This window comes from Roseimicrobium sp. ORNL1 (genome assembly GCF_011044495.1).
In the GTDB taxonomy this organism is placed as follows: domain Bacteria; phylum Verrucomicrobiota; class Verrucomicrobiia; order Verrucomicrobiales; family Verrucomicrobiaceae; genus Roseimicrobium.
Genome location: NZ_CP049143.1, coordinates 1,726,986 through 1,750,364 on the forward strand (window position 1 = coordinate 1,726,986; position 23,379 = coordinate 1,750,364).

General features: G+C 60.4%; 15 protein-coding genes. 7 read left to right on the plus strand and 8 right to left on the minus strand.

The genetic code is table 11. The annotated features are described in order from the left end of the window. Positions 1 to 81: 81 nt before the first annotated feature. Positions 82 to 1,155, plus strand: a complete 1,074-nt coding sequence (locus tag G5S37_RS06945; protein WP_206026339.1) for a fatty acid desaturase family protein — start codon at positions 82 to 84, stop codon at positions 1,153 to 1,155. A 5-nt stretch (positions 1,156 to 1,160) separates the two neighbouring features. On the opposite strand, the gene G5S37_RS06950 is transcribed toward G5S37_RS06945, so the two are convergent. After that, positions 1,161 to 2,921, minus strand: a complete 1,761-nt coding sequence (locus tag G5S37_RS06950) for an exo-alpha-sialidase (protein ID WP_206026340.1) — start codon at positions 2,919 to 2,921, stop codon at positions 1,161 to 1,163. Between the two features lie 218 nt (positions 2,922 to 3,139). On the opposite strand from G5S37_RS06950, the gene G5S37_RS06955 reads away from it, so the two are divergent. The 3 genes from G5S37_RS06955 to G5S37_RS06965 all read left to right on the plus strand — a co-directional run bounded on the left by G5S37_RS06955 (position 3,140) and on the right by G5S37_RS06965 (position 5,324). After that, the gene (locus G5S37_RS06955; RefSeq protein ID WP_165202120.1) at positions 3,140 to 3,625 is read left to right on the plus strand and encodes a putative molybdenum carrier protein; all 486 of its coding nucleotides are present in this window, start codon (positions 3,140 to 3,142) and stop codon (positions 3,623 to 3,625) included. A gap of 176 nt (positions 3,626 to 3,801) precedes the next feature. After that, positions 3,802 to 4,875, plus strand: coding sequence for a class II fructose-bisphosphatase (gene glpX, locus G5S37_RS06960; protein WP_165202122.1), 1,074 nt, complete (start codon positions 3,802 to 3,804; stop codon positions 4,873 to 4,875). Positions 4,876 to 5,156: 281 nt separating this feature from the next. After that, positions 5,157 to 5,324, plus strand: coding sequence for a hypothetical protein (locus G5S37_RS06965; protein WP_165202124.1), 168 nt, complete (start codon positions 5,157 to 5,159; stop codon positions 5,322 to 5,324). A 35-nt stretch (positions 5,325 to 5,359) separates the two neighbouring features. Here G5S37_RS06965 and G5S37_RS06970 read toward each other — a convergent pair whose 3' ends face one another. The 5 genes from G5S37_RS06970 to G5S37_RS06990 all read right to left on the minus strand — a co-directional run bounded on the left by G5S37_RS06970 (position 5,360) and on the right by G5S37_RS06990 (position 13,297). Further along, positions 5,360 to 6,157, minus strand: a complete 798-nt coding sequence (locus G5S37_RS06970) for a hypothetical protein (protein ID WP_165202126.1) — start codon at positions 6,155 to 6,157, stop codon at positions 5,360 to 5,362. Between the two features lie 327 nt (positions 6,158 to 6,484). Next, a complete protein-coding gene (locus G5S37_RS06975) occupies positions 6,485 to 7,213 on the minus strand; it encodes a glycosyltransferase family 2 protein (protein ID WP_165202128.1) in 729 nt (242 codons plus the stop codon). A 27-nt stretch (positions 7,214 to 7,240) separates the two neighbouring features. Beyond that, positions 7,241 to 8,434 carry an SAF domain-containing protein gene (locus G5S37_RS06980; RefSeq protein ID WP_165202130.1) on the minus strand — a complete coding sequence of 398 codons (1,194 nt, stop codon included), beginning with the start codon at positions 8,432 to 8,434 and terminating at the stop codon, positions 7,241 to 7,243. A gap of 77 nt (positions 8,435 to 8,511) precedes the next feature. Then, the gene (locus tag G5S37_RS06985) at positions 8,512 to 10,446 is read right to left on the minus strand and encodes a hypothetical protein (protein ID WP_165202132.1); all 1,935 of its coding nucleotides are present in this window, start codon (positions 10,444 to 10,446) and stop codon (positions 8,512 to 8,514) included. A gap of 589 nt (positions 10,447 to 11,035) precedes the next feature. Beyond that, positions 11,036 to 13,297, minus strand: coding sequence for a redoxin domain-containing protein (locus G5S37_RS06990; RefSeq protein ID WP_165202134.1), 2,262 nt, complete (start codon positions 13,295 to 13,297; stop codon positions 11,036 to 11,038). Between the two features lie 332 nt (positions 13,298 to 13,629). Between G5S37_RS06990 and G5S37_RS06995 the strand changes: the two genes are divergently transcribed. After that, positions 13,630 to 15,099 carry a hypothetical protein gene (locus G5S37_RS06995; RefSeq protein WP_165202136.1) on the plus strand — a complete coding sequence of 490 codons (1,470 nt, stop codon included), beginning with the start codon at positions 13,630 to 13,632 and terminating at the stop codon, positions 15,097 to 15,099. Positions 15,100 to 15,224: 125 nt separating this feature from the next. On the opposite strand, the gene G5S37_RS07000 is transcribed toward G5S37_RS06995, so the two are convergent. Then, positions 15,225 to 16,124 (minus strand): AraC family transcriptional regulator, encoded by a 900-nt coding sequence (locus G5S37_RS07000; protein WP_165202138.1) that lies wholly within the window; start codon positions 16,122 to 16,124, stop codon positions 15,225 to 15,227. A gap of 99 nt (positions 16,125 to 16,223) precedes the next feature. Between G5S37_RS07000 and G5S37_RS07005 the strand changes: the two genes are divergently transcribed. Next, the gene (locus tag G5S37_RS07005; protein WP_165202140.1) at positions 16,224 to 17,087 is read left to right on the plus strand and encodes a phosphoenolpyruvate hydrolase family protein; all 864 of its coding nucleotides are present in this window, start codon (positions 16,224 to 16,226) and stop codon (positions 17,085 to 17,087) included. Between the two features lie 160 nt (positions 17,088 to 17,247). Then, positions 17,248 to 22,263 carry a PVC-type heme-binding CxxCH protein gene (locus G5S37_RS07010; RefSeq protein ID WP_165202142.1) on the plus strand — a complete coding sequence of 1,672 codons (5,016 nt, stop codon included), beginning with the start codon at positions 17,248 to 17,250 and terminating at the stop codon, positions 22,261 to 22,263. Positions 22,264 to 22,335: 72 nt separating this feature from the next. Here G5S37_RS07010 and G5S37_RS07015 read toward each other — a convergent pair whose 3' ends face one another. Then, positions 22,336 to 23,328: a serine protease gene (locus tag G5S37_RS07015; RefSeq protein WP_165202144.1), complete on the minus strand. Its 993-nt coding sequence runs from the start codon at positions 23,326 to 23,328 to the stop codon at positions 22,336 to 22,338. Positions 23,329 to 23,379 lie beyond the last annotated feature (51 nt).

Here is a 23,379-nt window from a genome sequence, read left to right on the forward strand (position 1 = left end):
CTCGGGCGCTATCGATTTTCAGGCCTCTCCCGGTCGCGAGAGATCCCGAATTGCAAAAAATGCGCAAGAATCACCCCGCTCGTGCGATTCCGCATCATGGAGCAGGGTGCACTTTGCGAGACTGAGAAAGCGACATTAAACGTCGGTAACGCCGGTGCCGACGCCGTTCCGGAGTTTTCACCTCGCATGCTCGCGGCAGAGGTTCGCCAGTTGTCCAAGGGGAGCAACTGGCGCCCCGCGTGGACCGTCGCCCTGCAATGGATTGTCATTGTCGGCGCGGTCGCATTGGCGCTGCACTTTCACCACTGGGCGGTGTGGCTGGTGGCTGGAGTGGTCATCGCTACGCGTCAGACTGCCCTTGGGGTGTTGATGCATGAAGCCGCGCACTATCATTTGTCTTCCCGCAAATGGCTCAATGACTGGATCGGAGATATCCTGTGCGCCTTGCCGATTTACATGACGACCGCTGGCTACCGCTACGAGCACATGCGGCACCACCTGCACACGAATACTCCCGAGGATCCCACTTGGGAAAAAACCCAGGTGGACAGGGATCTGCTGGTGTTCCCCCAGGGGGCGCTCAAGACGTTTCGTGTTTTCCTTTTCGATCTGCTGGGCCTGCACATCCCGCGCATGATGCGTTACGTCCGCTCGCGGACGTATATCCACAGACTGGTGACGGGTGGCCCGCCACGTCTCAGCATTGCCGAGCATGTACGGTGGTTTCTTTTTCATGCCGCGTTGATCACCCTCCTTGCCGTGACCAACAGCTGGATTCCCTACCTGCTGTTGTGGGTGGTGCCGAGCATGACCTTGGGGACGGTGCTTTTCCGGATACGCATCCTCGCCGAGCATCCCGCCACCAAGGCGGTCGACGAGATCCACGACACCCGATTCGTCGAAGGGACCGTGCTCGAACGCCTCAGCATTGCTCCGCTGAACATCAATTATCACCTGGAGCATCATCTCTTCCCTTCCGTGCCGTGTCATCAACTGCCAGCCCTTCACAAGCTACTGCTTGGTCGTGGCATTTACAGACCGGGGCAGAATTACTTCCGCTCGTATCTTGGCCTGCGGCACGGGGTGCTGGGATGGCTCATCGGTAGAAACCGCTTCCATCCAGTAACGACCGAGCAGTCGGATAATGAGGCGTGAGCACCTTACTTTGGCGTCTGAATCTTCAGATGCCGCGCACGGGGAAAGTTCCAGCCCTTGGGCACATCGTGGTAGCCAATCCACAACTCACCAGGGGCGCCTTCGATCACGAAGGGATAGGTGGTGCTTTTCCCACGAGCTACGGCGACCGGAGGCGACCACGTGCTGCCTTCATCTGAGGAGGTGGCCACGTACAGCTCGCGACGATTCTTGGCCTTCTGGTTCCACACCATGGCAATGCGGTCATCGCTCAAGCGCGTCATGTGTCCCGGTGCGGAGGGTGCCTCGATGCTGCCAGCCTTTGCCGCAGTCCAGGTGGTGCCGCTGTCCGTCGAATACGAATCCCAGAACTGCCCACGCGTGGTGCGGATGAGCATCCACACGCGGCCGTCCTTGAGTTCCAGCAGGCTGGGTTCGAGTGCGCCTTCGTGGTCGCCAGCGCCACCGATATCAATCGGCGTGCCGAGAGTCCAGGTCTTGCCGCCATCGGAGGAAATGGACACGCGGCTCACGAGTCTGCCCGGGTCATTCACATAGTGCGAGTAGGGGACCATGATTTTTCCATCCTTGGTCTCGATGGCGCCATTGGTCGCGCCGCTGTAGCCATCGAAGATGGGTTGGGGCGTACTCCACGTCTTGCCGTCATCCGTGCTGCGCGCGGTGTACACATCGCTTTGTGCTTCCGGGGTCGGATTGAGGTCCTTCCACTTCCACGTTTTGAAGGCGAGATAGAAGATGTGAACGGTTCCATCGTTCGTCCGCAGGACTGAGGGATGCGATGCCTGACAGTCCGCATTCCGCGCAATCTCACGTTCTACGGACCACGTCTTGCCGCCGTCCTTGGTCACGCGCGCGGCGATCCATGTCTGGCCTGCCTTTGCGTAGTAGCTGGAGGGCGTGGAGTACACCGCCATCATGGAGCCATCGCTGAGCTTGGTGAGGCCACAACCCAGCAGCACGGTGTCGCCGGGCGCATCGAGCGAGATGTCCGTGCACTGCGGAGCAATCTCCACGGTCTCACCGCTGGCCTTCCACACAGCGCCGGGCTGAACGCCAATCGGCGTTTCCTTCTCCATGGCGAGGACGCGCTCACGGAGAAGACCCGCCACGAGGCGATGGCCTTCGTCGTTGGGGTGCATGCCATCCAGTAGCAGTTTGTCGATCTCGATCTTCCCCTTCTCTGCACGGTCGCGATAGGCGCGCTGCGTGTCGATGAAGGGCACTTCGTTCGCCTGGGCCACCTTTGCCGCAGCCTCGTTGTATTTCACGAGCAGTCCGTTGAAGCCATCCGGGCTGGCTGGGTCATAGGGCGGCTTGCCGTACATTTTCTTGAGCAGCTCGGTCCAGCGCAGGGGATTGGGACCCATCACAATCACACGGGTGCCGGAGCTCTTTAGCGTTTTTACGAAGTACTCCAGGTTCTCCGTGTAACGCTCCAGCTTCACGCGCGGCTCCGTGGCGGGTGGGGTTTTCCACACGTCCACCGCGGAGTCATTGATGCCAAACTGCAGGATCACCAGCTTCGGCTTGTGCGCCAGCACGTCCTTTTCGAACCGCTTCCGCGCCATCTCCGTGGTGTTGCCTCCGATGCCGGCATTGATGATGGTCACATTCTGCAATTCCTCCTGAAGAATCGCGGAGTACACCGTGAGATTGCCACGGGGTGCCGTGGTGGAATCGCCAAAGGCCACGACCGTGACCGGTTCAGCCGCGGGAATGGCATTCGCGAGTAGCGTGGATGCAAGGGCGGCTGCGGTCCAGACCATCAGGTGGCGCGCGGATGAAAGAGGCTGATAGCTCATAGGTCGGTACAAAAAGGAGGTCGACTGGCTTACGGCGATGCCACTGTACGCCCCGAAGAGGGGTTCACTTTCGTTCTGGAAAAACGGCAAACCTGCGTTTCCCCGTTGCATTATGGCCACATCGGGGCGACCGCTACCTTCCCCCTCGCCCACAGCGAGCGGAGGCAGAAAAAAGAGCAGTCATGGTTAAGCTCGAGAGCATCATTTCCGGTGGCCAAACAGCCGCCGATCGCGCCGCATTGGATTGGGCGATTAAAAACAGCATTCCTCACGGCGGCTGGTGTCCCAAAGGCCGCCCTGCCATTGATGGCAGCCTGGACGACAAGTACCAGCTCAAGGAAACGCCCTCGGAAGAGGGCATGGAGCGCATCGAGTGGAACGTGCGCGACGCTGACGCCACTGTCGTCTTCACCATGGCTGAGAAGGCCACGGGTGGCTCGCAAAAGACCCTTTCCATCGCCCGCAAGCTGAAGAAGCCCTGTCTGCATCTCCATCGTGGCATGCTCGCCGCCTCGGAGAAACTGGTGACCTTCCTGGAAAAGCACTACGTGCGCCGCCTCCACATCGCCGCGTCACGCGAGTCGAAGGAGCCCGGCCTGGAAGGCTGGGTGGCCATGACCTTGGACAAGGCCAAGCGTCTCATCGACGAGCGGTCGGCTGGGCTTTGATGTGTAGACACGCCACTTGTTGGCGAAACCGTCTGGTGAATACGGACTCAGAGTGAAGGGGGAACGGACTAGAGTTACCTCACATTCACTTGAGCACCTCATCATTTGCTCGCTAAACTGGGTGCCGCTCATTTCGCCAGCGCGTTCCGTTTTGCTTCCTTCTCCTCATGTTCCTTATGTCCGACTCTCTTCCGCCTCTCCGCAGTCCGCTTGATCTGGAGCGTGTGCTGGAGTTCGAGTTTGTGCGTGCCACTGAGAATGCCGCGCTGCAGGCCATCCATTACCTTGGACGTGGTGAGAAGGAGAAGGCAGATGCCGCAGCCTGTGCTGCCATCGCGGGTGTGTTCGACATCCTCGACATCAAGGGTGAGGTTGTCATCGGCGAAGGCATCAAGGACGAAGCCCCTGGCATCTTCATCGGGGAACAGCTTGGTACCTGGCGTGATGGCACGCCCCGGTTCGACATCGCCCTGGATCCCATCGACGGCACTTCAAATATCGCGAAGGGCATGCCCAACAGCATCTCCGTCATCGCAGCCGCGCAAATTCCCGTGGGATCGCCGCATGCCATGCGCGACCTGCCGAGTTTTTACAGCCACAAGATCGCCTTTGGCCCGGCGGTGAAGCAGCTGCTGAACGGCAGCGGTCGCAATCTGCTCGACATGCCCATGGGCGAGACGTTGCAATTCATTGCCGATGCCTTGGGCAAGCGGGTGGGGGAGCTGGTGGTTTGCACCATGGACCGTCCACGCCACGACACCATCATCAAGCAAGTGCGTGAAGTAGGCGCGGCCCTGCGCATGATTTCGGATGGGGATATCACCGCCGCAGTGGCTCCCTCCATGCCCGGCTCGGGCGTTGATGTGTACATCGGCATGGGTGGCTCACCCGAGGGTGTGCTGGCCGCTGCCGCGTTGAAGTGCCTGGGCGGTGACATGCAACTCCGCATGTGGTTCGACAAGAGCCGCCATGAGTCCCACTACAACGAGGTATGTGCGAGCCTCTCCAAGGACGAACTCGAGCGCGTGTATCAGGTCGATGACCTTGTGATTGGAGAGAGCGCCCTGTTCTGCGCCACCGGCATCAGCGACAGTCCGCTGGTGCCTGGGGTGAAGATTACCGGTCATCGTGCGGAGACACATTCCGTCCTCATGCGTGCCCGCAGCGGTACTGTGCGCCACATCACGGCGACCCACAATCTGGACCGGAAGTTCATCCCGATGCGCCCGAGCTTTGCGAAGCTGATGTAACATCGGGAAGAGCGTTCGAAGGTGAAGCGCCGGGCATTTCAAAGGAGCGCGGACACTCTTGTCCGCTATCCCTGACGTACGGACGTCTTTCATCTGGCAGGCAAGGCCGCATGCCACCAGCTGCTCCAGATGCATCACCAGTAAGTTTCCGCGTGATAGAGGTCGCTGCGCAACAGAACGGCGGACAAGAGTGTCCACGCTCCTTTGCCTACCCTTCGCTTTCCGCCAAAGGGAACCAATCATGCTCTGGTTCCCGAATTCATGGGAAACCCTTGTTTCCTATGAGCATTCCTCTCGAACCTTCCCCTGTACCGGCTCCGCCTCCCGGACCCAATCCCAGCGATCCGAGGCCCGTTCAGCCCACCCAGCCATCACCCCGGCCGCCCATGCCTGAGCCCACGGATCCCACGCCTGCTGAGCCACCGCCGAGTGTGGTGCCAGTGGCGTAGCATGGCGTGCGTGACCTCAAGGGATACCGCTGATATCACAGGTCCTTCATCGGGTCCGGATCGAAGGGTCGTGCTTGCAAGAGGGGCACGATGTTCTCAACGGGTCTCGCGCTCTTATTCTTGTCCTTCTGCCATTTCTGGATCTCCTCCTCCCATCGACGCATGGAGTCGTAGTGGGGGCCATAGAAAGAGAACGGGTATGCCTTGAGGTCTGTGTAGGCGGCGTACCATGCTTCGAAATCCTCCACATGACGCAGTCGCCATGCTGTGGGATCGTGAGCGACCCCGTGGCTGATGCACCAGGGGGCCCACACTTCCCTGCGGACCTTGTCCAGCTTTTGAAGGACGGACCACTCCAGCCTGGCGCATTCCTTGATGTAGACTTCCCGGGTGATGGGCGTCCTTGAGAAAATCCGCATCTCGAGGTCGTTCAAGTCGGGGAGATTTTCAGCATTCAAGAGCTCAAAGAACAGGCAACTCCAGGCATGCTCGAAGTTCTTGGAGTTCGCGAGGTGGGGGTCGCCGGCATCTCTGATGGTGATGCACAGGGGTTCTCCGCCGCATCCCCCGCCCCAATGGGACGCATACCGTTCCGTGGCTGGTAGAGCGTCCGCAGCATGAAAGTTTGGCTTCCAGTAGATGGGCTGCCTGGTGTGCTTGCCTTCGAAGTGCTCGATGGCCCATGCCGCAATGGTGTCGTCTGCCGTGACGATGTCGAGGCGACGCGAGGGCATCGCGAGGTATTGCCCCATGTGGGAGCGGTCATCGATCATCTTGTTGAACTGGCGGAGGCCATGATCCTTCCGCACCGTGAAGGAGGCAGGAAGGTCCATGGACCTGAGTGCGATCCGAAGCGCTTCGGATCGGGAATCCACTGTCGACTTATCCAATACGGGCGCAGCGGTGGTAGGAAACACGCGCTTCAGGATCGCGATCGGGAGCGGCGGGAAAAGAGGATCGATGACCGGCTCTTCTGACCTGATTCCTGGCGATGGAAGAACCATGGTCACGACGACGCCGGCGCGGAGGAGCGTCAGGCGCGCCCATGGCCGAGTCGTCAAAAACTTCATGGCCGGATTATCCCTACAGAAACGTCGGGCGTCACGGCCAAATTTGGCAGACGGATAGTCCGTGAAGAAGAAATGGAAAAGCGGTGACCCTCAGGATGCGTCATCCTTTTTCCCCAGCCGCTCGAAGAAATACGGCACGGAAATCTTCAGGCACTGCACGCCATACTTCAGCGCTTTCTTGAAGGGGATGGAGCTGGCGTCCTCCTCGTAGGAAGTCGGGCAGGTGACTTCGCAGGTGTCGAATCCGGCACGTAGCGCGCCGATGAACATCTGGTTGTCGAAGATGAAGTCGTTGCGGTACGTGTGGAAGGGCACCGTCTCCAAAAGCTTGCGCGTGTAGGCGCGGTAGCCCGTGTGGAACTCGCTGTGGGTCACACCCAGGCACACGTCCATGGCGGCGGTGATCACGCGGTTGGGCAGGTAGCGCCAGAAGGGCATGGTGCCCTTCGCGCCCTTGCCGCTGGTGCGTACACCCAGGCAGAGATCCCAGTGCTCGGTGGCCAGCATGGAGGCCATGGCCAGGGTGAGCTTCGGCGTGTACTGATAATCCGGGTGAAGCTGGATGACGATGTCGGCCCCGGCGTCGAGCGCGTACTGCAGGCAGCGCTTCACATTGCCGCCATAGTTCTGGTTCGTCTCGTTGCGATGCACCTCAATGCCCAGCGCCTGGGCAGCGGCCACGGTGTTGTCCTTGGAGCAGTCATCCACCAGGATGATGGTGTCCACGAACTCACGCGGGATGTCTCCCACGGTCTTGGCGACGGTCTTCTCCGCGAAATACGCGGGCATCGTGACGGCGATCTTCTTTCCTTGCAGCATGGTTCCGACTCTGGCGTGCTCGCATACTCAGGCAACAGCAAGCTCCCGCAATCCGATGCGGGGCAGCATGCTTTGCCAGGCGTGTTTGGCCAGAGAGTCGGGAATGTCCACGTCGGATGCGGAAAGGATTTGTCCTGCGGAGACGGAATTGCGGAGGCGTGCGCCGGTCAGTAGGCCAATGGGTGGCGCGGAGCCGCACTCGGAGAAGCGCATGGCCTCGCCCCGGAAGTCGTTGCCGCCAATCGCGCGGTCAATGAGCTGACCGGCCCGAAGATCCCTCTTGGCAATCGCGACCACGTTTACCTTCGGGGTGGGGGAGTTGTTCAGCAGAGGTCCGCGGCCTTCCAGCACGCGGCGGATGGTGCGCGGCATCTCCAGGTGACAGAGGTGATAGGGGCGCAACAGGGTGTAATACGGTCCATCACCCAGTTTCAGGTAGCGCAGCACCTCGGGGCGCTCCGTGTTGTGGGTGCCCACAAGGAAAACGCCGGCGGGCAGTTTCGGGTTGAGCACGTAGTCGCTGATGGGGCTGCCGAGCGCCGTCGCCTCATGACCCAGCATGAGGGCTGCGTCTTCCAGCGGGATGTCCCGCAGGCCCAGCATGCCGCGCTGCGCGACGTCCGCCTGCAGTCCGTTGGCCACCAGCGCCTGCTCAATCTGGAGCTTGGTGCCGTCGGTGAAGCTCGTCACCTGGGGAATGCTGATGCCGTTGCGCTCCGCCCAGTAGGCCATCTCGGTGGGAGCGGGGTTTTCGTTGAGGAACCCTTTGATGTTTCCGTAGACCAGCGGGCGGAAGCCCATGCTGACTGCTTCTTCATGCAGGGCGGCGAGGGAGCCGGGCTGGTCTCCCTCTGCCTCGGTCAGGAGCCCTCGCGTGCAGAAATACGAGCCCACAGTCACGTGGAATTCCGCCCCCATGGTCACCACCGGCAGGCCAGCCTTGAATGCTGTGTCCACCACCGTGGCCGCATGCTGGATGTCCCCGCTGCATTCCACCACAAGATCGGAGTTCTCGATCAGCTCGTCCAGTGACCGGGTGAGCAGTCGCGGCTCAAAATTCGCCACGGACTCGACGCTACGCCGGGTGAAAATGCGGCTGACGCTGAATTCCGAGGACATGCGCATCAGCATGCACAATCCCATCGCGATGAATCCTGTACCCACGATGCCTATCCGCGCAGGCACAGAACGAGGGGAGCGGGATTTTGACGAATGCTGCATGTGTTGGGGGCGCTCGAATTCTGACGTTAAAAGATGGGGAAAGCAACCAATTACCCAATAAGATCACTCCCGTGTATTCATGGCGATTTACCCTTGTAGAGGAACACGTGGCGGGTCGTAGGATGAAGTAATCCGTAATGTACGGATTTCAGTTCAAAAATGGCCGGATCGCCCAAAATGTCACAGATGGGCTTCGTGGTCGGCTGAGCTTGAAGGAATCGCAGGAATCCCACATTGATGTAGAAGGGGCGGCCGGATTGGTCGGAATCCGCCATCAGCTTGCGGAACTGCTCCACTGTGTCGAAGCGGTACTGAGCCGGGTCATACCCCTCGGTGTACATGCGGAAGGCGCCGCTCATCACTCCCTTGTCGATATCTGGATTTCGGGGATTCATCACGGCACGGTAGCTGGCCACCGCCTCCCGAGAGGGCTCGATGGCGTGGTCGCGGAGCAGCGAACGGGGCTGGCGGGTGATGAAGGCGAACAGCGCAATCGTGATGACGAGCGCGGCCTGTACGGCCGCCCTCGCCGGGCTACGTGCAGGCGTAAGTTCAGTCAAAAGCCCACCTCCGGCGGCTGCCATGAGGAAGAGACCCGGGATGAAAGGACTGAAGTACCAGTCATAGGGACGGTTCTTGCTCAACATCATATGCAGCAGCATCAAGGCGGGAGCGCCCACGGTGAAGAGGAAAAGGGAACGGTTAGCCGACTTGGCGAACAGTGAGATATAGCCCACACCGAGAAGAACGATGAAGAGGGCAGCCCCCACCCAGTGCAGCACGGGCAGCGTCTGTGCGGAGATCTGCCAGGCGTAGCGGTAGGGATTCTCCGGTTCATCCCAAGGCTGAAAGGGCTGGCCGAAGAGCCACGCAGATAGGCTGTCCTGCCAGAAGCGCGCGTCGAGCGTGCCGTGAATCTCGCCCTTGGCCATGAACTCCTGGAGCTGTGGCAGGCAGGGAGCGAGCCAGCCCACCATGATGACGAGTGTCAGCATGTTTGCCACGAACCAGCGGCGTGCGAGCAGCCACATGGAGGGATTCTTCAGGCCCAGCTGAAGCAGGCAGAACATCGCTGTGAAGTTCAACGCGACCACCGGGTACACGCCCTGGAGATTGCTCCAGATCATGAAGAAGTTCCCCAGGCCGAAGAGCACCCACCATGTCCACCTTCCCGTCTGCAACGCACGACCAAGGACGCCGAGCATCAAGGTGGCGCTGAGCATGATGAAGCCGTACCCGCGGCCATCCACCCCGAAGCGGGTGAACCAGGGATGCAGCAGCAGCAGCGGCAATCCCCACCACCACGCCCGTATCCCCCAGACCCGCAGTGCCCAGATGAAGGCGGGAATCAACAGCAAGCCAGCTACGAAGACAGGTGCGCGCAGCAGCGCCTCGCTGAACCACGCAGCACCCGGCTCGGTGCTCTTTTGAAAAAACGTGTCGTGCGAGAGGCGCGCAAAGACGGAGTAGCCCAGGTGGTTCGTGGGTTTCCGCATGTTCCACAGCGTGGTGGTCCACTCACGGGGTGTTACCTTGAGGCTGCCGTCCGGCTGGCGGTCCACACGATCCAGGATGAAGCGGCTGGCGTTGAATTCTTCATCCCCCCACATGGAGTGGAAGAGGCGCGGTTGATTGTGCCAGGCTGCCAGCCCCATCAGCAGGATGCAGGCGATGATTTCCCCCTTGCCCAGAGACGGCTGCTCCGGAGACGGTGTGAACTTCATGTCTGGCGTCCGCCTCTTTCCCAGCCAGGGAGAGGCGAGCAAGAGAGCGCCCACGATGACGAGGTTTACCTTGAGCCCCTTGTACAGCCACACCGGCACGTAGGCCTCCGGAGCCGCGCTGCCACCGTCCGCGCGGGCCTTTTCCTGCAATCGCTGAAGTCGCTTCTCCGCCTTGTCCTGGCTGCCCATTCCTTCTTTCAGGGCGAGCAGGCCCAGCAGCACCACCAGGCAGGTGATGATGAGAGGCAGGGATTCCCGAAAGGGAATGCGTGCGAACAGGGAGCGCATCACGCGATGATGGAGAGGCAGGCGCGACGCTCAAGCTCAAGGACGGCTTTCTGCATCTGCGCACCGGATGCGTGAGGCTGCGCCAAGGCAGCCGGTCAAGAAACTGGCAGTCAACACATGCCTGCATTGACTTTTGCGACGCGGCAAGCTCCGTCTTTGCGTATGAACGTCGGGTTAAGATATGGAAGTGGTGCCGAAGGCCTTGGACTGCGCGCAGCCTTGCTGCCGCTTTCCTCAAGTGCAGCCTGCTGCACGCATCACCGCGACGAAGTCGCCAAGCTTTTCTGGATAGGTCACCCTGCGAGCGCATGCCACCATCGCCGCAGCAGGCTGCGGACTCCGGAAAGCGGCAGCAGGGCTGCACGCAGTCCAAGGACGCTGCGCGTCACAGCGTCCGGATCATTTGCGCAGATTTCCCTTCCCTGTGATGGCACGCAGTTTTCTTAGCCCGACGTTCATGCGCAGAGAGGGGCGCGACACGCGCTTCACAACGCAATGCGAAGCGTTCCGGCATCTGCAACCAGCACTTCATCGCGACTGCTGACGCCTTACCATCCGGAGAATGGCGGCTACGCAATAACTTGAATGCTTAGTTCGACTTCGGAGCCTCTGCGGGTGCATCCGTCGCAGAAGGTGCTGCTGGTGCTGCTGGTGCTGCTGGTGCTGCTGGTGCTGCTGGTGCTGCTGCAGCCTCTGCACCGGCACCTTGCGTCGGTGTCGAAGGATTCCCCTGGTCGGCTGGCGGATTTTCTTTTTCCTTTTGCAGGGCCAGCAGGCGCTGCGACTCGAGCAGCAGATACTCGGGGCGCACACAGGATTGGTGCGAGATATTACTCCAAAGAATGTTGCCCTCGCGATCGACCAGGAAGGCGCCGTGCACCGGCTTCTCCAGATAGTTGTCGTAGCAGCCCCATGACTTGAAGGCGAACTGCTGCCGGTCAGACAGCATGTTGAACGGCAGCTTCGGGGATGGTGTGCCGGTAAGCCCGAGCGCTTCCAGCAGCATGGTCGCCTCCTCCGTGCTGACCACCACAATGGGAATGCCGAAGTGGGCAAAGGATGGCGCGTGTGTCCTCAGTTCTTTCAGCGGGGCCGCATCTTCCGCCCGCGCGCCGCCTGCCTGAAAGATAACCAGCACTGGCTGCCCCGCCCACTTTTCCATGCCCACGGTGCTCCCTGTTTCATCTGGCAGGGTGAAGCCGGGAGCGGACTGGGGATTGGCAAGGACGATGCTCGGCCCGGGATCACCGGCGGTTGATTCGGTGGGAGTGACGATCGGTTTTCCGTCCTTCGCCGCCTGAAGCATGGCGGTCAGAGGCTTGGAGGCGGGCTGGTTCAGGAGATCCTTCTCCAGCAGTTGCTGGGCTTGGGCGCGGTCTCCCGCCTTGGCAAGGAATGGCGCGAGGGCCACCGCCGGCACGTCGATGATATCCCCGACATAGGGAGAGACGTGCCCACTCGCGAGTTCGATGAATGCCTCCGCGCCGCGTGTCATTCCCTGCGCGAGTGCCCGGTGACGGTCGAGAGCTGTGTCGCCTGAGATTTCCTCGGTGACCTGGCGCAATTCATCGAGCTGATTGTTCGCGTTCTGGGCAAAGCCCAGGGCGGCATAGGCAATGGCACGCCAATAGTGGGTCTGCGCGCTGGCAAATTTGCAACCTGCTTCGTCCAGCGCCGTGAGAGCATCGGAGCGCGCGAGGTCCTCCCACTTGCCCGCAGCCATCATGAGCTGGGCACGTAGGCGGCGTGCTTCGATGAACAGGTCACCCTGATCCGCGTCAGGTTGTTGATCCGAAGTGAACCGCGGCAGGCGGGGCAGGCTCCGCAACTCGTCGGCCAGCTTCAGCGCTCCGCTGGTATTGCCCTGGTGGTAGAGAGCCCAGGCGAGAAGCCGGATATTCTCAAACTCCTCGGGATCGTCCACTGATCCGAAAGAGGCAGAGAGCAATGAGTTCGCAGCGGTCCACTCTCCCAGGGCTTCGCGTGGAGCAGCAGCGAGGCGGCGGGTGACGGGGGCCTCAGGAAAGAGCTGGTTCGCGTGCTCAAGAGCGCGGCGCGCGTCCGTTTTCAGCCACAGGAGCACACCATAGTGGGCCACTTGCTGGACTCCCACGTCGTTGGCCAGGGCATTGAGCAGAGCATCCGTGGCCGCCGCGTCTGGGAGGGTGGCGTCCGCCAGGTGATGCGCCAGAATCCGGTAGCGGATGGCGAAAAGTCGCGCCGCGGGATCCTGCTCCTGTGCGGAAGCAATGGAATCGAACGCACCAGCCAGAGCACTGAAGCGCCCGGCGAGCTCACCATTCTCCGCGGAGGAAAAGAAGGAACGATAAGCCGTGATCCAGGACAACTCGAGAGGGGACTTCCCGGTGGCGGCCTCTGCCCTATCCAGGAAGTAGTCGGCTCTTCCCGGTCGTGTCTCGCTGGCGATGGCGAGCCCGAGCCAGGCCCCTGCGCACTGGGCATCCTCGCTGACGGCGGTGCGGAAGCAGCGCTCGGCTCGCGGCAGGTCAAAGGTGTGCAGCGCATTCGTCCCCGCTCGCATCAGGATGGGGACTGATGGCACATTGGAGGTGAAGGGGAGGGCGCGTCCCACCGCTTCGGCGCCTCCTAGATTCTCCTTTTCAAAAGGACCGTGCAGAAAAGCTTCCTCATCGGTGGCGGGGCGGAGGAAACGGCTGCCCTCCTGCCATGCTGCCGGTGAGAGCCGTCGCATGCTGGTAGGCACGGGCCCGATGGTGTGCGCGGCAGCAGCCTTGCCGTGCTTTTTCTCAGTCATGGCCACCTCGACTCGGTCCAGCGCCCAGGACATCCAGTAGACCAGAGCTGCCAGGGCGAGGGCCAGGAAGATCATGATCCATCGTGCTGGGTTCTCAATGAAGGACATAATGGATTGGGACGGTCGGAGTCGGGGTATCTGGGGTCAATCTTAATCGGTTACGCTTGAGAGAACAAGAGGGCTGGTCAGGATGTGCCGTGGGAACATTCTTCAGACGCGTTGCAAGTAGGGGCAATCAACTATTTTTGGCGGAAACATCCGCTGTATTGTCCAATAGAGCGCGATCTGTTAAAAGAATCTAACCCCTACCCCCTGCCGCCATGAATCCTAATCGGTCTTTTTTACGCGGTGGTTTCTTCCGAGGGAGAGTCCCCGGAACTCTTGGTGTGTGGTGCCTGCTGTTGGTTGTGTTCGCAGGAGTTCTGCTGGTTTCACCCGCGCTGGCTGACCCGCCGATCGTCAACAAGCCGAGCGGCGCGAAGGTTAAGAACTATAACAAGCCCTCGACGGACCCACAGGGTGGGCAACGTCCCCCGCGGATCGTGGTGATTCCCAAGCCGCCCATCACGCAACCTCCGGTGGTGAATAAGCCCCAGCTTTCCGGCGTCGCCACGCCGTTCCCGGATTCTTCCGTAAAATCGTATCCGACGAAGGTGGAGGTGCGTCCCGCCCAACCGGCGATGGGGCCGGGATTTCCGCAGACACGTTTCCCTCAAGCAGGCGGGCCATCCACGAATCCCTTTGCTCCGCAGCCATTCAGCAGGCCGACGGTGAATCAGTTCCTTCATGGGAAGCCGCTTCCGGCCGGCCCCACGAACTCGCAGATGCCAGTTCCTTCCGCCATCTCTACCACCAAACAGATTTCAAGCTTCACCCCCCTGCCGAAATCGGTCGCACCCACGCATCCCTCAGCCGTGGTTGTGCGCTCGGGACACCTGCCGCGCCCGGACAGGTGGCAGAAGGTGCAGGACCAGTGCGACTCGCAGTGGGGTTCGTGGCACCAGCAGAACGAGTCGAACCTGTCGAACATCAAGGGCAAGCGGATGCAAGGCTGGGGTGAAGTGGCCTCGCGCTACCGTGAGCCCGGTTGGGCCAAGCACTACCACAGCAAGGAATACAAGAATTGGTGCAACAAGGTGTGGGACTATCGACGTGACCGCTGCGTGGAGGTATGGTCTAACCGCAAGCCTTTCTGGAATCACGTCTTCGATCAGGACTGGTGGAATTCCTGCTGGTGGCGCGGTAATCCGCCGAAGCACGTGAGAGGCGGGGATCAGACTCCCTGGTGGTGGTGGCGCACCTGTGAGCCGGAGCAGCGGCGCACCTTCTTTGGCGTGGCGCTCGCGGTGCCTGCGGTGATTTATGATCCCGGCACCACGGTGCTCTACGATGGCAGCAACTATTACGTGGATGGCGAATTCATGGACACCGCGGTCGACGCAAGGCAGGAGGCAATCGAGCTGGCGAATCCTGATCTCGGCGGTGTACCGCTGCCGGATCCTGCCCCTGAAGGCGAAGCGGAAACGTGGCTGCCGCTCGGTGTCTGGGCACTCGCGCAGCAGCAGCAGGGTGAGCCGACGATGTTCATGCAGCTAAGCGTGAACCGGGACGGCATTGTGGCGGGCGCCTACAAGAACATCCTGACAGGGGACGAGCAACCCATTGTGGGCAAGGTGGACTTGAACACCCAGCGCATGGCCTGGCATATCGGTGATGCCACGCAAACCGTGTATGAAACGGGGCTCTCCAGCCTGGATAAGGATGTGGCCAGTGTGTTCATTCACCTCGGCGAGCAGGGTACGCAAACATGGCTGCTGGTGAAGCTGCCTTCGCCGGAAATGCCGCTGGGACCAGAGCAGATGCCGACGGTCAATTGAGTTGCTCCCAGTCCTTGGGCCTGTGCCATGCTCGTGTTCCTTGGATACCCTTGAGGCATGACTGCTCCAGGTAGGCCGATGCCTTTCAGACTTCAGACAAAGACCCAGTTTCAAGTTCTTTGGTATTACTGCCCATGCACGCGACCGGGCGCTTTTGCCCGGTGCTCGCTGGGGCGCCATCCGATCCACTTCTTGAACGTGGTGGAGAAGACGAAAGGGTTCTGATGTCCCACCGCGCGCGCGATGGACTCGATTTTCTCATCGGTCGTGGCCAGCAGCTCCGCCGCGCGACGCATGCGCAGCCAGGTGACGTGGCGCATGGGCGAGCGACCCAACTGCGTGGTGGTGAGGCGGCGCAGGTGCTCCTCGCTCATGTTCGCGTCGCGCGCGAGCCGCGTGGCCGTCCAGGGCGCGCCGGGATTTTCCGCGACCTTTTCCCACAGGCGGGAAAGGCGTTCATCCATCTGCCAGGGTTGCGCGAACTGCAGCACGTATCCCTGGATGAGCTCCACCCAGTGATGAATGGCTGCAGGGGCGCTATGCGCTGATTCACACTCTGCTGCGAGGCCGAGCGCAGCCAGGCGCAGGGCGGAGCCATCAAACTTCGCCAGCACCGGTGAGCCCGCCATGACGATGGGGCGCTTCTCAGGCACGGATTGGTAGCGCACCCAGGCGAACTCCCACTTCTTCCCCGGCACAGCGTGAAAGGCATTGAGCAAGTGAGGCGGCAGCAGGCATGCCATGCCGGCGCGGCATACCTGCCATCGTCCATCCACCAGGATACGGCCTTCACCTCCAATGCACGCCATGAAGTAGGTGCCGCTCTGCCGCACGCGTACGATGCGGTACGGCGCATGCGCTTCACATACACCGAGGTGCGCAATGCGGTGCTGCGCGAGTGCCGGGCAGGCGGGTGTGTTTTGCAGCCATGTGCGCTCGTCCTTCTCGTCCACGCGCACGACGGTCTGCCGCGTACGCCTGCCCAGGATGTGGGTTTCAGATAGGTGGTCGTGGGAGCCCGGCATGCGAGAATGTGGAGAATGGAGAACGGCGCTGCGTTGATAACCTTGTCCTCCACGCTGGTTCGATCAACCTTCAACAGAGAACTCTTAACTTTCCTCACTATGCCCAATCCCTGGACCGGAATCGGAAATCCCTACACACGACTGGAAGTTGTCGACCGTCTCAATGCCACGCTGAAGAAGGGTGAGCCTATCATCGCAGCGGGAGCGGGTACCGGCATCAGCGCCAAGTTCATTGAAAAAGGCGGCGCGGATCTCATCATCATCTACAACAGCGGACGTTTCCGCATGAGCGGTCATGGTTCTACCTGCGGTCTCATGGCTTATGGCGACGCCAATGCCGTGGCCATGGAGATTGGCGAGTATGAAGTGCTGCCCACGGTGAAGGAGATTCCCGTCGTCTGCGGCGTGCATGCCACCGACCCACGCCGCCGCATGTGGCACTGGCTGGGCAAGGTGAAGGACATGGGTTTCTCCGGCGTGAACAACTTCCCTACACACACGATTGTGGACGGCCATTTCCGCCAGGTGCTGGAGGAGACCGGCATGAGTGTGCAGAAGGAGTTTGAGATGGTGGGGCTCGCCCATCGCATGGACCTCTTCAGCATCGTCTATGTCGCCACGCCTGAAGAAGCGATTGAGATGACCAAGCAGGGCGCGGATGCCGTGATCGCCCACGTGGGCACCACGGTGGGTGGCAGCATCGGCGTGGTGAATGCCGTCGTTGACTGGGATTTCACGGTGAACCGCACCCAGGAAATTATCGATGCCGCACGGTCCGTGCGGAAGGATGTCTTCACGCTTACCCACGGCGGTCCCATCAATACGCCGAAGGATGTGGAGTACATCCTCAGCAAAACCACCGCGGATGGTTTCGTAGGCGCCAGCAGTCTCGAACGCATGGGGGTGGAAGAGAGTCTCACAAACCTCACCCGGGAGTTCAAGAGTGTGCCTCTTGCTAGATGAACAACGAGTTTTCGGACCGCTAATGGACGCTAACGGAACGCTAATATTTTCCCAGAGCTCTCCTGGGTCTGACTTCGAGACGTTTCGGTCTTGTTATTATTAGCGTTTGTTAGCGCTGATTAGCGGTCCCCTTCACTATTCTCTTTCACGTTCGCTCGCCATGCTTCGTATCCTCCTCACCCTCGCGCTTCTCTGCAGCGTTGCTCAAGCTGCGGATCCCATCCGCGTCTTCATTCGCAGCGGTCCGAAATCTCACGGACCCGGCGCGCATGACTATCCCCGCTTTCTCAAGGAATGGGTGCCGCTCTTGAATGAGCGCGGCGCCAAGGCGGATGGCGGAGATGCGTTTCCCACGAAGGAGCAACTCGACAACACCGACGTGCTCATCCTCCACGCACAGGAGGCTGGGAACATTGCCCTCGGTGAAGAGCGCAAGAACCTGATGGAGTTCCTTAAACGCGGTGGTGGCATGGTGGTGATTCATGCCGGTGCTGTGTCGCGCGATCCGGAGTGGTACAAGAGCATCATCGGTGGATCCTGGAATCACAAGACACCCACGAAGTGGCTCGAAGCTCCCATGTCCCTCTATTTTACGGACCGGGACAATCCCATCACGAAGGACATCTCGAATTTCGATATCGATGACGAGATCTACTATGACATGGACATCCTTCCAGAAGTGAAGGTGCTCGCCGCGGCCTATACACCAAAGGCGGCCGATACTCGTGGAAAAGGAAACAAGGAAGCCCAGCAACGTGCTGCCGAGGCCGTGGCCAAGGGCAAGGCGGTGAACATCTACGACATCCAGCCGCAGATGTGGACATATGAGCGCACGGCGGAAGGTGGCAGCACTCCTTATCGCGCCTTCGTTTGCATTCCCGGTCACTACCACGCCAACTTTTCTCATAACGGTCTTCGTGCCGCCATCCTTCGTGGCATCGCGTGGGCGGGAAAGCGTGACAATACGGATATGCTCTGCAAGCCGACTGAACTCGGCAGCGCCCTGCGCTACCTGCCCGGGGGCTGCCCGCCGCCGCAGGACATTCCCAAGGACCTGGAAGTGCATCCCGAGTTTAACATCTCGCTGGTCGCCTCCGAGCCGCTGATCAACAAGCCCATGAACATCGACTGGGATGAGAAGGGCCGCCTGTGGGTGGTGGAGACGCCGGAGTATCCTAATGGACTTCGTCAGGCGAATGTCGAGGCCTGGAAAGACTCGGGCGCCGTGAAGCCGGGACAGCATGAGCGCGAGCCGCTCGACCGCGTGTCCATTCTCAGCGACAGCGACGGCGATGGCATCATGGACAAGAAGACGGTCTTTGCCGACAAGATTGAACTCGCGACCTCCAGTGTGTTTTACAAGAGCGGCGTCATCGTCTGCGCAGCGCCGGACATCTGGTACTTTGAAGACACCGACGGTGACGACAAAGCGGACAAGCGTACCAAGCTCTATACCAATCTAGGCAATCGCGACACGCATGCAGTGATCAATAACATGCGCTGGGGACAAGATGGATGGGTGTATGCCACGCACGGCTACTCCAGCACGGAAGATGCAAAATCCGGTGATGGCACGAAGAGCTTTGGCGCCATCGGTGCAGGCGTCGTGCGCTTCAAGCCAGATGGCAGTGCGATTGAGCAATATGCCTCCCGCGGTGGCAATACGTGGGGACTGGATATCACCTGGGGCGGCGAGGTCTTCTACACGCAGCCCACGAGCGGCAATCACTTCATTCACGTGGTGCTGCCTGAGTACGTCCTCGCGAAAGGGAAGCTGCCCGGCGTGATGGGCACGAATGGGTTGCTGCCCAAGGAACCCACCTATCCCGCCATGCACTGGGAACAACAGGCCTATGTGCAAATCGACCAGGTGGGCAGCTACACCGCTGCGGCTGGTTGCTCCATCTATGAAGGCGGCGCCTGGCCTGCAAAGTGGAACTACGGCTACTTCACCACCGAACCTACGCTGAACATCGTCAGCCACTTCATGGTCGAGCCCGATGGCGTCACCTTCAAGGCGCATCGTGAACCTGGTCGTGAGCACACCGAGTTCATCCGCAGCAAGAACCTCTGGTTCCGCCCCATTGAAGTCCGTGTCGGTCCGGATGGCGCGCTCTATGTGGTGGACTTCTGCAACCAGGCCGTGATTCACAATGACACGCGTGGTCCCGTGCATGGCCCTGCGAACGCGGCGGTGCGGCCTGACCGAGACCATTACTATGGCCGCATCTGGAAGGTGCAGCACAAGGACGCGAAGAAGGTTGAGGTGGCGAAGCTGGATAAGAACGATCATGCCGGCCTGGTTCAATCGATGGAGGCCAGTCCCAATGTTCATGTGAAGCAGCAGGCACTGAGGCTCATCCGCGAAAACCACCAAGAGGCCGACAAGGGGCGCTATACGAACGAATCCGTTTGGCAGAACAAGTTTGGAGCGCTTACCCGCCAGCTCTCAAGTCCGTGGAGTGGTCTCTCGCGTCAGTTTGAAGATATTGCCAGGAAGTATGCGGAAGCGCAGGATGATTGGACACGGAGCGCCATCATTGCGGCTGTTTCTTACAGCCCGCCGATTCGGGAAGAGGAAGGTCAGGCGGCGAAGGCTCTGCAGGCGTGTTTTAAGAGCTCGCAACACGACAGGTTGCGCCCGCTGATCTCAGCCATTGCTCAAAATGGAATCAATGGGGTCTCTGGTCCTGCGGTTGTGCTGGAAGCCTGTGCGGAAGCGCCGCCTCACGCGGATGAGCTTAGACTGGAAGTTCTTCAGGTGCTCGCCAGGAAGGACGGTATCACCCTTGAAACAACACCTGCGCTGAAGGCTCCGCTTCAGAAGCTGCTTTCCAATGCGTCCACAAGTGGGCTCGCCCTCCCCCTCGTTGTGAAGTGGGATACCAAAGGCGAGCTGGCCGATGCGGTAAAAGCCCAAATCGCCAGCTTTACTGCTAAGCTGTCGGACAAATTCGCCTCCGTCGCAGATCGCATCCATGCCGCAAAGGCACTCATCAGCGTCGGAGGTGAAGCGCGACGCAATGTAGCTCCGGTTTTCGCCGCGCCGGATGCGCCTGACGCATTGCAGTCCGCCATCATTGAATCTCTCAGCGAAAGCGATAGTGTCTCTGAACTTGTGCCCGCTTATGTTGGGTTGAAGCCGGAACTGCAGAACCGCGCCTTCGACGCGATCCTCAAACGTCCGAACGCCACGCTTGCGCTATTGGATCTTGTTGAAGAAGGCAAGGTCACTCCCAAGTCCCTTGGGCCCTCCAACATTGCCCGTCTACGCACGCATCCGAACAAGCAGGTTGCTACTCGCGCGAACAAGATGCTGGAGAAGCTGAGCCCCACCACGGCGGAGAAGAACAAGCTCATTGCCCAGCTCGCACCGGAAGTGGAGAAGCCTGGTGATGCCGCAAAGGGCAAGGTGGTGTATGCGCTGTGCGCCACCTGCCACAAACTCGGCGATGTCGGTGTTGCCGTGGGCCCGCCGCTGGACGGCATGGGCGCGCATGGTCCGGCGGAACTGCTGGTGCACATCATCGATCCGAATCGTGAAGTTGACCCCAGTTTCTGGGCGCACAACATCACGACCAAGAAAGGTGACGCCATGGTGGGTGTCATCACTTCGGAAAATGCCTCCACCCTCACACTCGCCACTCAGGCAGGGGTGAAGGAGATTCCGAAGAGCGAGATTGCCACGCGTGAAAATACGCGCCGCAGTCTGATGCCGGAAGGACTGGAAGCGATGGGCACCGAGGGATTGCGTGATCTGCTGGCCTACATCTGCGGCGATGCGCTCAAGCATTTCCGCATCGTCGATCTTCGTCCGGCCTACACGGCGGACAGTCGCGAAGGTGTCTTCGCGGGACCCAAGCCCAATCAGGGTCAGGTGCGTCTGGCGAAGTATGGCAATGTGAAGGTGGAGGGAATTCCCTTCTTTGTCCAAGATGCGGCGAAGAGCGACACGGGCACGAACATCATCGTGCTCAAGGGCGGTCCGGAAAAGAGCCAGAGCTGGACCTATCCGCAGCGCGTGGAGGTTGCGGTGAATGCACAGGCGAAGAAGCTGCACCTGCTCAGCGGTATCGCCGGCTGGGGCTTCCCTGCGGTGAGAGACCGTGTGCCCGCATTGAAGGCCACAGTCACTTATGACAGTGGCGAGACGGAGGAGTTCACGCTGAACAATGGCGAGGCGTTTGCTGACTACATCCGTGAGGTTGAAGTGCCGGGCAGCCAGTTGGTGAAGGAGCCGATTAGCGATGACCAGCAGGTGCGTCTCCTCAGCCTCACCCTGACAAAATCGGGAGTCATCAAGAAGCTGGCTCTTGAGAGCTTCGCTAATGGTGTGGCGCCGGTAGTGGTCGCCGTGACCGCAGATGTCGAGGGTCGGATGGGCGCAAAGCCGGGTGCAGCAGCGGCAGCTTCTCCTTCTCCCGCTCCCGCGGCTGAATCGACCGAACCAGGGCCCAAGGAGGGCGGCAAGGGTGATGGCAAGCTGGTGCCTGCGACACCCGTGTCCTGGGAAGCAGGCAAGGCGAAGGTGTTGATCGTTGGTGGCGGCAGTTCGCATAACTTCGCCAAGTTCTTCGGTGAAGTGGACACCGCTACGCTGAAAGATGCAGGATACACCGTGCACTACACCGAGGACCGCGACCAGGCGGCGGCTGAGCTGGCCAATGCTGATGTCGCTGTCATCAGCGTGAACCGCCAGTTCTTCGACAGCCCGGCGTATCGCAAGGCGTTGTTTGATCGTGTGGCTGCCGGGAAGGGCGTGGTGATGATGCACCCTGGCACGTGGTATGCCTATCCTCGCTGGCCGGAACTCAATGCGCAGATCGTGGGTGGTGGCTCCAAGGGCCACGACAAGCTTGGCCCCTTCGCGGTGAATGTGGTCAAGGCGGACCACCCCATCATGAAGGGTGTGCCTGCGAAGTTTGACGTCACGGATGAGCTCTACTATGTGAATGCCAAGCCAGAGGAAATCCCAACGGGCACTGCGGGGATTGAAGTGCTCGCGGAAACGTCACCGAGCCAGAAGTTTGGCAAGCCGCACCCCAGTGTGTGGATCACCAAGAATGACAAGGCTCGCATCGCGTGCATCGCACTCGGGCATGATGAACGCACGCATGAGGACGCTGCCTTCAAGAGCATCCTGTTGAATGCGGTGAAGTGGTGCGCTGGCAAATAGCACGCTGTCCAAGGTTCAATCACAAAGACAACGCGAGGAGCAGTGTGAGCTCAGGCTCCGCTGCTCCTTTTGTTATTCGGAGCGGGTCTTGCTCTTGATGAGCTTCAGTACATTGCTGGCGGCGATGGCGTCATGGAGCACCATGAGGGTGCCGGGTGTCTGGGTGCCGGGCTTGGAGGGATCCTGATACACCGTCTGGATCTGGGAAACGTGACCGATGGCATTGCCGTGGGCATCCAGCACGGCAGAGCCGCTTGAGCCAGGAGCCCATGAGGTGCTCACCTGAATCCAAACCGGATCATTCTCGGGATTGGCACTGACAGGTTCGGGAGGCGGTGGTGGCGTGCCCTTGGTGGGGGCCGGCTTTTGTGTTGGTGCAGGTGTGTCCGGTGCTGCGACGCGCATGTTGCTGCGGAAGGGATGCCTGGTGAATCGATTAACGATGCCCTCACTGAAGTAGCCGCGTCTCCCTTTGGGTTCGCTGAAACAGTAGACCCTGTCACCCGGCATCACATCGGAGGTGAAGGAAAGGGGACTGAGCGTGGCGCCTTTGACTCGGATGATGGCCGTGTCCGTGGCCCGGTTAGCCGCCAGCACTTCCACCACCGGGATCACCTGGTCGTCTTCATCTGCGACGATGAGGTAACCCTCCCGGATATTTTCATTCTCCAGTACGTGACCGCAGGTCACCACGGCATCGTTGGTGATGGCGTAGCCGCCCGCGAGATTGAGATGCCAGTTGTTGCACTTCTTGCAGAGGTAGTGCCAGCCCACGCGGAGGTGGGCACGTCGCGCGGCATTCCACAATTCACGGCCCTCCAGCTTCTGGGTGCGTGGCTTGGGCAGATCGAGCTCGCAGGTGGTGCGGCTCATCTGTTCCACGATTTTCTCCATGGGGACGAGTTCGCCGCGCACCTTGAGGCGATTTGCCTCATCGGTGATCACCATCTGGGACTTGGGATTGCGTGTTTCCGGATAGATGGGCACCTCGGGAGCCTGACTGTGCAGGGAACTGCACATCAGCAATGTGCCCAGGACAGAGGCAAGAGGAGGAAGAGCGTTCATGGCTTGCCGCTCAGTACGGCCGCTTTGGCGGCATATTGCGAACGGCTGCCT

Coding starts and splice junctions, on each gene's coding strand:
- G5S37_RS06980 (WP_165202130.1), bottom strand. CDS start 8,434: ATGCAGCATTCGTCAAAATCCCGCTCCCCTCGTTCTGTGCCTGCGCGG.
- G5S37_RS06975 (WP_165202128.1), bottom strand. CDS start 7,213: ATGCTGCAAGGAAAGAAGATCGCCGTCACGATGCCCGCGTATTTCGCG.
- G5S37_RS07000 (WP_165202138.1), bottom strand. CDS start 16,124: ATGCCGGGCTCCCACGACCACCTATCTGAAACCCACATCCTGGGCAGG.
- glpX (WP_165202122.1), top strand. CDS start 3,802: ATGTCCGACTCTCTTCCGCCTCTCCGCAGTCCGCTTGATCTGGAGCGT.
- G5S37_RS06950 (WP_206026340.1), bottom strand. CDS start 2,921: ATGGTCTGGACCGCAGCCGCCCTTGCATCCACGCTACTCGCGAATGCC.
- G5S37_RS06965 (WP_165202124.1), top strand. CDS start 5,157: ATGAGCATTCCTCTCGAACCTTCCCCTGTACCGGCTCCGCCTCCCGGA.
- G5S37_RS07010 (WP_165202142.1), top strand. CDS start 17,248: ATGCTTCGTATCCTCCTCACCCTCGCGCTTCTCTGCAGCGTTGCTCAA.
- G5S37_RS06970 (WP_165202126.1), bottom strand. CDS start 6,157: ATGGACCTTCCTGCCTCCTTCACGGTGCGGAAGGATCATGGCCTCCGC.
- G5S37_RS06985 (WP_165202132.1), bottom strand. CDS start 10,446: ATGCGCTCCCTGTTCGCACGCATTCCCTTTCGGGAATCCCTGCCTCTC.
- G5S37_RS07005 (WP_165202140.1), top strand. CDS start 16,224: ATGCCCAATCCCTGGACCGGAATCGGAAATCCCTACACACGACTGGAA.
- G5S37_RS06990 (WP_165202134.1), bottom strand. CDS start 13,297: ATGATCTTCCTGGCCCTCGCCCTGGCAGCTCTGGTCTACTGGATGTCC.
- G5S37_RS06955 (WP_165202120.1), top strand. CDS start 3,140: ATGGTTAAGCTCGAGAGCATCATTTCCGGTGGCCAAACAGCCGCCGAT.
- G5S37_RS07015 (WP_165202144.1), bottom strand. CDS start 23,328: ATGAACGCTCTTCCTCCTCTTGCCTCTGTCCTGGGCACATTGCTGATG.